10 protein-coding genes are annotated in these 11985 nt (G+C 64.4%); 3 read left to right on the top strand and 7 right to left on the bottom strand.

The genetic code is table 11. From position 1 onward, the window contains the following. Positions 1-102 precede the first annotated feature (102 nt). Positions 103-2535 carry a putative ABC transporter permease subunit YbbP gene (gene ybbP, locus QDT79_RS09705; protein ID WP_107227214.1) on the bottom strand — a complete coding sequence of 811 codons (2433 nt, stop codon included), beginning with the start codon at positions 2533-2535 and terminating at the stop codon, positions 103-105. Then, entirely contained in the window at positions 2532-3218 is a 687-nt protein-coding gene (gene ybbA, locus QDT79_RS09700) for a putative ABC transporter ATP-binding protein YbbA (protein ID WP_063991019.1), read from the bottom strand. Before ybbA ends, ybbP begins: the two co-directional genes overlap by 4 nt. Between ybbA and tesA the strand changes: the two genes are divergently transcribed. From tesA to QDT79_RS09685, 3 genes are all read left to right on the top strand, one after another. Further along, complete coding sequence (gene tesA / locus QDT79_RS09695) at positions 3189-3827, top strand: multifunctional acyl-CoA thioesterase I/protease I/lysophospholipase L1 (protein WP_199200131.1); 639 nt, start codon at positions 3189-3191, stop codon at positions 3825-3827. The two genes, ybbA and tesA, sit on opposite strands and share 30 nt — an antisense overlap. A 26-nt stretch (positions 3828-3853) precedes the next feature. After that, positions 3854-4630 (top strand): SDR family oxidoreductase, encoded by a 777-nt coding sequence (locus tag QDT79_RS09690; protein ID WP_107227211.1) that lies wholly within the window; start codon positions 3854-3856, stop codon positions 4628-4630. 77 nt (positions 4631-4707) lie between these two features. Further along, a complete protein-coding gene (locus QDT79_RS09685) occupies positions 4708-5562 on the top strand; it encodes a co-chaperone YbbN (protein ID WP_033647233.1) in 855 nt (284 codons plus the stop codon). A gap of 283 nt (positions 5563-5845) precedes the next feature. Here QDT79_RS09685 and cfa read toward each other — a convergent pair whose 3' ends face one another. From cfa to QDT79_RS09660, 5 genes are all read right to left on the bottom strand, one after another. Then, the gene (gene cfa / locus QDT79_RS09680; protein WP_107227210.1) at positions 5846-6997 is read right to left on the bottom strand and encodes a cyclopropane fatty acyl phospholipid synthase; all 1152 of its coding nucleotides are present in this window, start codon (positions 6995-6997) and stop codon (positions 5846-5848) included. A gap of 194 nt (positions 6998-7191) precedes the next feature. Next, positions 7192-8094 carry a carbamate kinase gene (locus QDT79_RS09675; protein ID WP_107227209.1) on the bottom strand — a complete coding sequence of 301 codons (903 nt, stop codon included), beginning with the start codon at positions 8092-8094 and terminating at the stop codon, positions 7192-7194. A 21-nt stretch (positions 8095-8115) separates the two neighbouring features. Next, positions 8116-8985 carry an oxamate carbamoyltransferase subunit AllH family protein gene (locus QDT79_RS09670; RefSeq protein ID WP_107227208.1) on the bottom strand — a complete coding sequence of 290 codons (870 nt, stop codon included), beginning with the start codon at positions 8983-8985 and terminating at the stop codon, positions 8116-8118. Positions 8986-9001: 16 nt separating this feature from the next. Beyond that, a complete protein-coding gene (locus tag QDT79_RS09665) occupies positions 9002-10267 on the bottom strand; it encodes a YlbE family protein (protein ID WP_107227207.1) in 1266 nt (421 codons plus the stop codon). Positions 10268-10276: 9 nt separating this feature from the next. After that, a complete protein-coding gene (locus QDT79_RS09660) occupies positions 10277-11944 on the bottom strand; it encodes an acyl-CoA synthetase FdrA (RefSeq protein WP_308316441.1) in 1668 nt (555 codons plus the stop codon). Between the last annotated feature and the right edge of the window lie 41 nt (positions 11945-11985).

Raw genomic sequence — 11985 nt, 5'->3', positions numbered from 1 at the left:
CGATTTCACTCAGGGTGGGCATGAAGATGAATAGCGCCAGTAACGCGCGAAAAAACGGCAGGCCCGGCCACGCCTGGCGGCAACAGACCTGCGATAGCAAGATCAGCCCTCATAACTGCGGAACAGCGCCCGGCCGCGCAGCAGGCGCACGCCCAGCCAACCGCCGCACAGCGACAGCAGCAGCGCGCTGGTCAGCGGCAGCGCCCACCACAGCACCGGCGTCGGCGTCCACGGGAAGTCGAATACCCGGCTCTGCAGCAGCCACAGCGCCGCCTCGGCACCCACCGCCGCCGCGATGCCCGCCACCAGCCCCAGCAGGGCGAACTCGCACCACAGCGTGCGGCGCAGCAGCCGTTTGCCGGCCCCCAGCGTGCGGTACACCACCAGCTCCTGACGCCGCTGACGCATGCCGACCTGCACCTGCGCCAGCAACAGCAGGCCGCCGCACAGCACCACCAGCACCACCATCACTTCCAGCGCGCGGCTGACCTGCTGCAGCACGCCGCCGACCTGTTTCAGGATCGCGCCGATATCCAGCAGGCTGAGCGTCGGAAACTGGCGGTTGAGCTGGGTCAGCATCTGGCCGTCGCCGTCGTAGCGGAAGCTGGTGAGCCAGGTCTGCGGCTGGCCGTCCAGCGCGCCGGGCGGGAAGATAAAGTAAAAGTTCGGCTTCAGGCTTTCCCAATCCACCTGGCGCAGGCTGGTGACCTTCGCGCTAAACGCCTGGGTATCGCCGCTGAAGGTCAGCGTGTCGCCCAGCGTGATCTTCAGCCGCCCGGCAATGCCTTCATCCATCGAGACCTCGCCGCTTTTCGGCGGCCAACTGCCCGCCACCAGCGGATTGTGAGCCGGCAGATCGGCCAACCAGGTCAGGTTCAGCTCGCGGTTCACCGCCTCGCCGCCCGGATCGTCTTCATGCACCCGCTCGGTCGCCACCTGCTGGTTTATCTCGGTCAGACGCACTCGAACGATCGGATAATAGGTTTCCGGCTTGATCTGGTGCTGCTGCAGGAAGGTTTTCACCTGCGGCACCTGCGCCTCGGTCATGTTGAGCAGGAAATAGTTCGGGCTGTCCGGCGGCAGCTGTTGCTGCCAGCGTTCGAGCAGATCGCCGCGCAGCACCAACAGCAGCGCCAGCAGCATGAACGACAGCGAAAATGCCGCCAGCTGGCTGATGGTCACCCACGGCTGATGCAGCAGGCGGTTGACCGCCAGCCGCAGCGCCAGGCTCTTGAGCGTGATGCGTCGCAGCAACAGCAGGCTGCCCCAGCCGATGCCGCCCAGCAGCAGCGCCAGCACCGCCATACCGGCCAGGATCGCCCACAGCAGTGTGCTGGCCCCCATCAGCGTCACCAGCAGCGCCACCACGACCGCCGCCGTCACCGGCAGGAAGTAGCGCAGCGGCCAGACGTTGGCCACCACATCGCGGCGCAGCACCCGCAGCGGCTGGGTAGCCAGCAACTGACGGTACGGCCGCAGCCCGACCAGCAGTGAAATCAGCACCAGCGCGCCGAGCGCCCACAGCCACGGCCAGGCGCCGGCGGCGGGCAATGCGGCCGGCAACACCGGCTTCAGCAGGCGAATCAACAGCGCTTCGAACGCCAGCCCGATCCCCCCGCCACACACCGCCGCCAGCGCCATCACCGCCAGCCACTGGCCGACGATCAGCTTACGCAGCGCGCCGCGCCCGGCGCCGAGGGTTTTCAGCACCGCGATCAGATCGTAGCGGCTGCGGCAATAGTGGCTCATCGCCACCGCCACGGCGGCGATCGACAACAGCAGCGTCAGCAGGGCCGACAGCAGCAGGAACTGTTGGGATCGCTGCAGCGACTTGCCGAGCGCGCTGCCGGACTCCTGCAGCCCGAACCAGCGCTGATCCGGCGTCAACAGCGGCGTCAACCGTTCTTCGTAACGCTGAATATCCGGCTCGGCGCCGGCGAACATGTAGCGATAGGTCAAACGACTGCCCGGCTGCACCGCGCCGGTCTTATCGACGTCCGCCAGGTTGATCATGATGCGCGGCGCGGTCTGGAACGGGTTGAAGCCGGCGTCCGGCTCCTGAATGATTTCACCGGCGATGCGCAGCGTGGTGTCGCCCACCTCAAGCGAATCCCCCACTTTCACGTTCAGCAGCGCCAGCAAACGCGGCGCCACCAGCACGCTGCCCGGTTCGGGTTTGATGTTGGCCGGGCGCGTTTCCAGCTTGCCGTACAGCGGATAGGCCAGATCGGTGGCTTTCACGTCCGCCAGTTGCGGCCGATCGCCGGCATAGGTCATGGTGGTGAACGACAGCTGACGGCTCAGTTTCAGCCCCTGCTGCTGCGCGTCCAGCAGCCAGCCTTCCGGTACCGGATGCGCGCTGCGCAGCACCCGATCGCCGGCGATAAAGTCGCGGCTCTGCTGGCTGAGCCCTTTGTCCATGCGATCGCTGATGCTGCCCAGCGCCAGCACGCAAGCGACGGAGAGCGTCAGCGCCAGCCAAACGATCAGCAGCGACGGCGAGCGCCATTCGCGCCAGAACCAGCGCCAGATCATGCTTCCTCCCACAGCTTGCCTTCGCGCAGCCGCAGCCGCCGCTGGCAGCGCGCCGCCAGCGTTTCGTCATGGGTCACCAGGATCAGGGTGGTGTCAAAATCGCGGTTGAGGGAAAACAGCAGGTCAGCGATGCGATCGCCGGTCTGGCGATCGAGGTTGCCGGTCGGTTCATCGGCGAACAGCACCCGCGGCCGGCCGCTGAAGGCGCGCGCCAGCGCCACGCGCTGCTGCTCGCCGCCGGACAGCTGCGCCGGTAGGTGATCGAGCCGTTTCCCCAGCCCCAGCTGTTCCAGCAGTTGCACCGCCTGCTCGCGGCTCTGTCTGTCGCTCTCGCCGCGCAGCAGCGCCGGCAGCTGCACGTTCTCCAGCGCGTTCAGCGTCGGCACCAGCATGAACGACTGAAACACGAAGCCGACGTTCTTGGCGCGCAGCGCGGCGCGCCCCTCTTCGTCCAGCGCGGTCAGCGACTCGCCGAGCAGGCGCACCTCGCCCTCGCTGCCGTCATCCAGCCCGGCCAAAATGCCCAGCAGGGTCGATTTCCCCGATCCGGATTCGCCGATCAGGGCGATCGTCTGCGCGGGTTTGACAAGCAGCTCGACTCCGGTAAGGATGGTGAGCTGATGCTCACCCTGACCAACGTGTTTACTAAGATGATGAACTTCAAGAACGTTTTCCGCTGGCATCTTCCCTTCCTTTTGCTGTTGGGATTATTCAGTTTACGCGCTGCCGCCGCCGATACCTTGTTGATTTTGGGCGACAGTTTAAGCGCCGGCTACCGCCTGCCGATCGAGCGGGCCTGGCCGACGCTGTTGGCCGAACAGTGGCAGAAAAAACCGGGCGCGCCGCAGCTGGTCAACGCCAGCATCAGCGGCGACACCGCCGCACAGGGGCTGGCGCGTCTGCCCGCGCTGTTGAAACAGCATCAGCCGCGCTGGGTGCTGATCGAGCTGGGCGCCAACGACGGCCTGCGCGGCTTCCCGGCGCAGGACATACAGCGCGAACTCGGCCAGATCATCACGCAGGTGCAGCAGGCCGGCGCACAGCCGCTGCTGATGCAGATCCGTATCCCGCCGAACTACGGCCGCCGCTATACCGAGGCGTTCAGCGCCGTCTACCCGGCGCTGGCCAAACAGTTCAACATTCCGCTGCTGCCGTTCTATATGGAACAGGTGGTGGTGAAGCCGGAATGGATGCAAGATGACGGATTGCACCCCAATGGGGACGCCCAGCCGTTTATCGCCACTTGGATGGCGGAGCGCCTGGAACCGCTAGTAAAACATGAGTCTAACTAAATTAGGGTCGTACACTAGGTAAAGTTATGCAAAAAGCGGTATTGATAACCGGCTGCTCCAGCGGGATTGGACTGATTGCGGCGCAGGATCTGCGCAACCGCGGCTACCGGGTGTTGGCCGCCTGCCGCAAGCCGGAGGACGTGGAAAACATGCGCCAGCTCGGGCTGGAAGGCATCGAGCTGGATCTGGACGACAGCGCCAGCGTCGAGCGCGCCGCCGCCGAGGTGATCGCGCTGACCGACGGTCGCCTGTACGGCCTGTTCAACAACGGCGGTTTCGGCGTTTACGGCCCGCTCAGCCGCATTTCGCGCAGCCAGCTGGAGCGGCAGTTCGCCACCAACCTGTTCGGCACCCACCAGCTGACCCAGCTGCTGTTGCCGGCAATGTTGCCGCACGGCGAAGGGCGCATTATCCAGACCAGTTCGGTGATGGGGCTGGTCTCTAGCGCCGGGCGCGGCGCCTACGCCGCCAGCAAGTTCGCGCTGGAGGCCTGGTCGGACGCGCTGCGCATGGAGCTGCACGGCAGCGGCATTCAGGTCAGCCTGATCGAACCGGGGCCGATTTCCACTCACTTTAGCCAGAACGTCAACCAGGCGCAGAGCGACAAGCCGGTGCACAACCCCGGCATCGCCAAACGCCTGACGCTGCCGCCGGAGGCCATTCTGCCCAAACTGCGCCACGCGCTGGAAAGCCCGCGCGCCAAACTGCGCTACCCGGTGACCCTGCTGGCGCACGCCATGAGCGTGCTGCGCCGTATTCTGCCGGGCCGCTGTCTGGATTGGCTGCTGCGCAGCAACGCTTAATTCGCCCGCCGGGGTTGAAGAATGGCGGCGCGCCCCCATCTACACCCCATGGCTCCGCACGATCAGAGAGAAAAAAGATGCTAGCTCAAGCTGTTGTTGATATTAACGAAACTAACCTGCACCAGACGCTGGAACAATCGATGTCCATTCCGGTGCTGTTCTACTTCTGGTCCGAGCGCAGCCAACACTGCCTGCAGCTCACGCCGGTGCTGGACAAGCTGGCGGCGGAATACGCCGGTCAGTTCATTCTGGCCAAGGTGGACTGCGACGCCGAACAAATGATCGCCTCCCAGTTCGGGCTGCGCTCCATTCCGACGGTCTACCTGTTCAAAGACGGCCAGCCGGTCGACGGCTTCCAGGGCCCGCAGCCGGAAGAAGCGATCCGCGACTTGCTGCAGCGTTTCCTGCCGAAGGAAGAAGATCTGAAACTGGCGCAGGCGCAGGAACTGCTGGCCGCCGGCAACGCCGCCGAAGCGCTGCCGCTGCTGAAAGACGCCTGGCAGAGCAGCCAACAGCGCAGCGACATCGGCCTGACCCTGGCCGAAACTCAGATCGCGCTCAGCCGCAGCGAAGACGCCGAAGCGGTGCTGGCGACCATCCCGCTGCAGGATCGCGATACCCGCTATCAGGGCCTGGTGGCGCAGATTGAACTGTTGAAGCAGGCGGCGGACACGCCGGAAATCCAACAGCTGCAACAGCAGGTGCAGCAGCAACCGGGCAACGTCGAGCTGGCAGTACAGCTGGCGCTGCAGCTGCATCAGGTCGGGCGTAACGAAGAAGCGCTGGAACTGCTGATGGGGCATCTGAAGAAAGATCTGGCCGCCGCCAACGGCAACGCGCGCAAGACCCTGATGGACATTCTGGCCGCGCTCGGCACCGGCGACGCGCTGGCCGCTAAATATCGCCGCCAGCTGTACTCGCTGCTGTACTGATATACCCTTCGTCTTTCCAGCCGCATCGTTGTTGGCTGCACGTTCGAACCCCAGTCTCTTAGTTATCTAAGCGCCTGGGGTTTCTCACGTTTGCCGCCTGGACGCAACTGGAAATCCATTGGGTATATGTGTTGTCCCAAAGTAAATATTGAAGGGTATCCCCTAAATAGTTCGAGTTGCATCAAGGCGGCAAGTTTGTCAGTCCCCGGGAACTTACTCAAGTAAGCGACCGGGGCGCGCAAACGCAGCCAGCACAGATGTAGCTTGAAATATGACGGGGATATCAACGATAGACCCGCACCCCGCCCTCCACGCCCGCCGGGCTGAACAACACCTGCCACAGCTGAATGTTGCGCGAACGGAACGCGCCGGCGCAGGCGTTCAGGTAGTAAGTGAACATGCGTTCGAAGCGCTCGGAATAGCCGCCCGCCAACTCTGGCCACGCCCGCTTGAAGTTCTCCAGCCAGGCCATCAGCGTGCGATCGTAATCGGCACCAAAGTTGTGCCAATCCTCCATCACGAAACGCCCTTCGCTGGCCTCGGCGATATGCCGCACAGAAGGCAGGCAGCCGTTGGGGAAGATGTATTTGTCTATCCAGGCGTCGACGTTGAGATCGGTCTGATTGGAACCGATGGTATGCAGCAGGAACAGGCCATCGGGCTTCAGGTTGCGCGCCGCGACGCTGAAATAGGTCTCGTAGTTTTTCGGCCCGACGTGCTCAAACATGCCGACCGACACGATGCGATCGAACTGGCGATCCAGATCGCGGTAATCCTGCAGCAAAATCTCGACGTTCAGCCCGGCGCAGCGTTCCTGCGCCAGCTTCTGCTGCTCGGCCGAAATGGTCACGCCGTGCACCGTGACGCCGTAGTTTTGCGCCGCAAACTGCGCCAACCCGCCCCAGCCGCAGCCGATATCCAGCAGCGTCATGCCCGGTTTCAGCTGCAGTTTTTCGCAGATCATCCGCAGCTTGGCCTGCTGTGCCTGCTCCAGCGTCTGCGCCTCTTTCCAATAGCCGCAGGAGTATTGCATGTAAGGGTCGAGCATCGCCCGGAACAGGTCGTTGCCGATGTCGTAGTGCTCTTTGCCCACCTGCCAGGCGCGCTTGCGCGATTGGCGGTTGAACAGCCGGGCATAGGCAACGCGCGCAATGTCGCTCAAGCTTTTCGGCAGCCGCTCATCGACGCCGGCCTGCAGAATGCGGGTGAACAGCATGTCCAGGCGTTCGCACTCCCACCAGCCGTCCATGTAGCCTTCGCCAAAACCGAGCGAGCCTTCCTGCAAAATGCGTTTGAACAGCGCCGGGTTGTGCACCCGGATATCCCAGGCGCGCGGGCCGTTGATGGCGACGCCGGCTTCCGCCAACATCTCCTCCACAATGCGATACCAGCGATCCTTCTTCTGGGCGAGTTCATCAACACTGAGCGAATCCATAACAATCCTTGGCCGAAATGTCATTTCAAAAAGCATAGTCGCAAATAAAAATGACAAATTTTTGACGGTAAATACCGGGGTGTTTTTACTCTAGCCAAGGCGAGCAACATCATGAAATGAATAAAAATTATTGAAATCATGCCATTTAGGCATACTTATCCGCGCCAGCGCGAGCGCGGATCAACCGACGGTGGCTAAGGTAAAATAGAGGTGCCGGCCTGGCCCGCCAGCACCGCGTCGATATCCTGCAGGCCACCGATATGGGCCGTCCGCCCGGTGCGATCGACGAAGCGGCTGACCGCCATGATCTTCGGCCCCATGGCGCCGTCCGCCACCGCCATCGGCGCCAGCTCCTGCGTGGTGGTGCGCCGAATGGCGCGCTGGCGCGGCGTGCCCCACTCCTGGTACACCGCGTCGGCATCGGTGAGGATCACCAGATGATCGGCCCCCACCTGCTCCGCCAACAGCGCCGCCGCCAGATCTTTGTCGATCACCGCTTCGCTGCCCATCAGCCCATGCTCGCCGGCGATCATCGGAATACCGCCGCCGCCGTTGCAGATCACGATGTGCCGCTGCGACAGCAGCAGCGTGATCGCCTCGATGTCGAGGATCTTCTGCGGTGCCGGCGAAGGCACCACCCGGCGGATGTAGTTGCCGTCCGCCTTCAGCGTCCAGCCGTATTTGGCCTCCAGCGCCTGCCGCTGTTCCGGCGCATACACCGGCCCGATGAACTTGCTCGGCGCCTGATAATCCGCATCCTGCGCATCCACCAGCACCCGCGTCAGCAGCGTGGACACCGGCTGCTGCGGATGGCTGGCGCTCAGCTGCTGCGCCAGCATATAGCCGATCATGCCCTGGCTTTCGGCCACCAGAATATCCAGCGGATAAGGCGGCACATCGCGGTACGCCAAGTTCTGCAACGCCAGCAGCCCCACCTGCGGCCCGTTGCCGTGTACGATGGCGATGCGGTATTTCTGCGCCAGTTTGCCGATGGCGTCGGCGATCAGGGCGATGCTCTTATACTGATTTTCCGCAGAGAGCACAGCTCCGCGCTGCAACAGGGCGTTGCCGCCCAACGCAATGACCAAGGTTTTCATGGCTTGCACCCGTAGTTGAAATCATACCGTCCCGGCCGGATCCGCGATCCGGCCCTCGTGTTCACACCGCGCGCCGCACAGTGCGTTAATCGTCGTCACCCCCAGCCACACGCCCAGTAGCGTGTCCGCTCCCGAGAAGTGCCCCAGACTCAGCACCGCCTTCACCGCCGCCGATACCTCTTCAGGCGCCCGCAGCCCCTGCGCCAACGTATGCAGCGGCGTGGCGAACACGCCCTGCTCGGCGTAACGCAGGTAATGCGCGCTCACCAGCGTGGTCAGCGCGTCCAGCGGTGGCGTCTGGGCGAAAAACGGCGCCAGCCCGGTAACCTGGATGCGGCTGTCGAGGTGGGCGCTCAGCAGCAGGCCGAGCAAGGTGTCGTCGTTGCTCGGCGTCAGCCCCGGCCCCTTGCCCAGCGCCTGGCGCCAGTCGACCGTGTCGCCCCGCAGCCAACGGGAAAAATCCCGCACCAGCGCGGCCGGCTCCGGCGTTAACGGCTGCCTCACCAATCGGCCCAGCTCGCCGTGCAACCCACACAGCGCCGTGCAGTGCTGCAATACCGCCGTCAGCGGCCGATCGGCAATGGCCGCACGCGGCGCCAGCGCCAGATCCCGGGCCGCCGCCGCAGGACGGACAAAGAGCGTATCCAGCAAGAGGCCAGAGGCGGAGAAAGCGCAGCGTCGTACGGACGGCACCGCACGCCGCACGCGATCGAAACCCCGCGCGCCGAGCTGCCACCCCATCGGGCTCAGGCCGCTGCCGGCGCGGTGCAGCGTCAGCAGCCGCGCGTTTTCCGTCAGGAAATTGATCGCGTTGTTGAAGCTGCCGACGCAGCGCAGCGCGCCGTAGTCCTGCGTCGCATGGCGGCTGCCGGCTAACGCGATAATGTCCATACGCGCCTCCGTTCGTTTACGCCGTAATGCCGAGCTTATCGGCCAGCGCTTCGATCGCTTTCTCAAAGCAGCCGAGCGGCGCGCGCACCGTGCCGGCGCCGATCTGTCCGACTCCGGCTTCGCGGTGGGCGATGCCGGTGTTGATCAGCGGCGTGATGCCGGTTTCCACCACCCGGCGAGCATCCAGCCCCAGGCAGGCGCCCTGGAAGTCCCAGGTCGGGATCTGCAGCATCATGTTGCGTTCGAGGTAGATCTCCGCCATTTCCTCGGAGATGTCGGTGGCGGCGCTCATGCCGCCGGAAGCCCCGACGAAGCGCGTCACGCCTGGTGCCGCCACCATCGCCGCGCCGCCAATGCCGAAGGTTTCGGTGATCGCGCTGTCGCCGATGTCCGGGTTGGCGTCCGCCTGGCTGAAACCGGAGAAGAACAACCCTTCCGGCGTATTGACGGGGGCGGTGAACCAACGATCGCCCATCCCGCTGATCTTGATGCCGAAGTTCTTGCCGTTGCGGGTCATTACCGTGACGATGGTGCCCTGCTCAATCTCCGCCCCGGCGTCCATCGCCGCCTTGCAGTAGGCCATCGCCAGATTGAGGAAGAACTGATCGGTGATGCTGAGGAACTGCATTACCTGCGCCAGCTCCGCCTTATCGCGCGGCAGCAGGCTGATCTCCGGCGCCAGCCTGCGCATCAGCAGCGCCGAGGCCGCGATATTGCGCTGGTGGAATTCGTCCCCCATGCTGATCGCCTGCGCCATCAAGGCGGTCAGATCGATCCCCTCCTCCAGCGTCGCCAACACCGCTTTCAACACCGGGGCCAGCGAATCGCGCATCCAGCGCAGGCGCTGCTGCACGTCCTCGCCGTAGGCGCCGAAGCGCATCACTTTGCCGATACCTTCGTTCATGTTGCAGTAGGCGTAGTTGCCGTGAACGGTGTTCCTGACTACCACCATCGGCATGTGGCCCGAGGTGATGCCGCCCATGGGCCCCACCGCGCTCACGCTGTGGCACGGGATAAACTCGATTTCCCCCTGCTCCAGCAGCGCCAGCGCCTGCTGCTCATCCTGCGCCCAGCCTTCGAACAGGCAGGCGCCGATGCAGGCGCCGCGCACCGGGCCGCTCATCTCTTGCCAGGTGACCGGCGGGCCGGCGTGCAGCAGCTTGCGCCCTTCGGCCAGCTGCGGGATCAAGCGGTGCGCCAGATCCACATCCTGCCAGTGCGGGCGCGCCTCGCGGATACGGGCGATAACGGCGGCGTTTGCTTGCTCAATCGTTGCGTACATAGCGGTTCCTTACTTTAATTTTTTCAAGATGTTGGCTAATCGTTGATCGCCACCGGCCACCGGCGCCCACTGGTAATGCACCACCGGAATGTCGCTGGTTTGCAGGTCATCGGCGAAGCTGCGCAGCCCGGCATTGATCACCGCGACACCGTCCAGCAAGGCCGGCCGTTCGCGTTCAGGTGCGGGTAAGACGGGGGTAATCAGCTGATGCGCCAGCGCGACCGCCGCCGGCAGCGACGGCATCACCGCGATGCCGGCTTCCTGCAGGGTGGCGATTTGCCGCGAGCGCTGCTGCGGATCCTGTTCGGTGCCGGTGACGGTGGCGATCGCCGCCAGCGGGTGGGCCGCGCCGCGCGCCGCGCGCACGTTGGCCACCTCGGCCGCCAGCGACGCCGCCGGATCGTCCTGAGCGCCGAAGCCGATCACCACGTCCAGCAGCAACACGCCGGTCTGCGGCTGCTGCGCCAGGCGGGCGATCTCTTGATTGCGGGCGGTCGGGTCAATCATCGGGTGCGGGCGCCCCTGGGTGTAGAAGTCATCGCCCATGTCGATGATGCGATGGCCGTTGGCCACCAGCATGGCGCCGCGCGGGTGCTCGCTATCCAGCGGCAGGGACAGTTTTTCCGCCAGTAGCATCGCGCATTCGGCCGCCAGCGTGCCGCCGGCGTACAGCCCGGCGATTTTGCCGCCGGGCACCGCAGGCTGCTGCGCCGCCTGTTGCTGCACACAGCCCTGCATCGCCGCCAGCCGCGCCGCTTCATCCAGCGTGGCGGCGAACGTGATATTGCCATCCTGGCGCACGGCGGACTGCGCGCCGAGGAACAGCGCCACCACCGGCTTGCCGAGCGCTTTCATCTCGTCGATCACCCGTTGGCGCACCTCGGGCGCCGGCGGTTTGGACACGAACGCCAGCACATGACTCTGCGGATCCGCCGCCAGCATGCGCAGCGCGCTGATGGCGCTGATGCCGCCGATCTCCGCCGTCAAATCCCGCCCGCCGAGGCCAATGGCGTGCGAGATGCCCTGGCCTGCCAGGGTAATTTGCGAAATAAGCTCCTGAATGCCGGTGCCGGAGGCGCCCACCACGCCGATAGATCCGGCGGGCGCCACGTTGGCGAACGCCAGCGGCGCGCCGGCGATGCAGGCGGTGCCGCAGTCCGGCCCCATCACGATCAGCCCGCGTTCGCGCGCCTTGGTTTTCAGCGCCACTTCCTGCGCCGGGCTGACGTTATCGGAGAACATCATCACGTTGCAGCCGTCTTCCAGCGCGCTATCCGCCAGCTCCGCCGCGTATTCGCCGGCGATCGAGATCAGCGCCAGATTGGCGGCGGGCAGCTTTTGCCTGGCGGTGCGCCAGCTGCGCGCCCGCAGCAGTTTTTTGCCGCCCTGGCTCCCCTGCGCAATCGCCTTGAGCGCCATCTCCAACGCCGCGCCGATCTCCTCGGCGATCGTCTCGTCGGTGGACTCCGCTTTGATCGCCACGCAAATATCGTTCGGCGTCGCTTCGCTAAACTGCGGGTGCCAGAAACCGGTCACCTCCAATAAAGATTTATTGGCCGGTGTCCCCATCATGACGGATATTTCCTCGACCTTGGGAGATTCACTGAGTTTGCGGGAGATCAACATCAGGCTGACGGAATCCTGAAAGCTCCCCTTTTTAATAAAAGCATGGATCATGGTGATATCCTTAAGACAGCATTTAATAATATCGGCAATAT

The sequence above is a fragment of the Serratia marcescens genome, assembly GCF_029846115.1.
Classification (GTDB): domain Bacteria; phylum Pseudomonadota; class Gammaproteobacteria; order Enterobacterales; family Enterobacteriaceae; genus Serratia; species Serratia marcescens_L.
This window is presented reverse-complemented; position numbering and strand designations above follow the sequence as displayed.

What these genes read in the sequence shown, in the direction of transcription:
- tesA (WP_199200131.1), top strand. Translation starts at nt 3,189, where the DNA reads ATGAACTTCAAGAACGTTTTCCGCTGGCATCTTCCCTTCCTTTTGCTG.
- QDT79_RS09685 (WP_033647233.1), top strand. Translation starts at nt 4,708, where the DNA reads ATGCTAGCTCAAGCTGTTGTTGATATTAACGAAACTAACCTGCACCAG.
- QDT79_RS09665 (WP_107227207.1), bottom strand. Translation starts at nt 10,267, where the DNA reads ATGTACGCAACGATTGAGCAAGCAAACGCCGCCGTTATCGCCCGTATC.
- cfa (WP_107227210.1), bottom strand. Translation starts at nt 6,997, where the DNA reads ATGGATTCGCTCAGTGTTGATGAACTCGCCCAGAAGAAGGATCGCTGG.
- QDT79_RS09660 (WP_308316441.1), bottom strand. Translation starts at nt 11,944, where the DNA reads ATGATCCATGCTTTTATTAAAAAGGGGAGCTTTCAGGATTCCGTCAGC.
- QDT79_RS09690 (WP_107227211.1), top strand. Translation starts at nt 3,854, where the DNA reads ATGCAAAAAGCGGTATTGATAACCGGCTGCTCCAGCGGGATTGGACTG.
- ybbP (WP_107227214.1), bottom strand. Translation starts at nt 2,535, where the DNA reads ATGATCTGGCGCTGGTTCTGGCGCGAATGGCGCTCGCCGTCGCTGCTG.
- QDT79_RS09670 (WP_107227208.1), bottom strand. Translation starts at nt 8,985, where the DNA reads ATGGACATTATCGCGTTAGCCGGCAGCCGCCATGCGACGCAGGACTAC.
- QDT79_RS09675 (WP_107227209.1), bottom strand. Translation starts at nt 8,094, where the DNA reads ATGAAAACCTTGGTCATTGCGTTGGGCGGCAACGCCCTGTTGCAGCGC.
- ybbA (WP_063991019.1), bottom strand. Translation starts at nt 3,218, where the DNA reads ATGCCAGCGGAAAACGTTCTTGAAGTTCATCATCTTAGTAAACACGTT.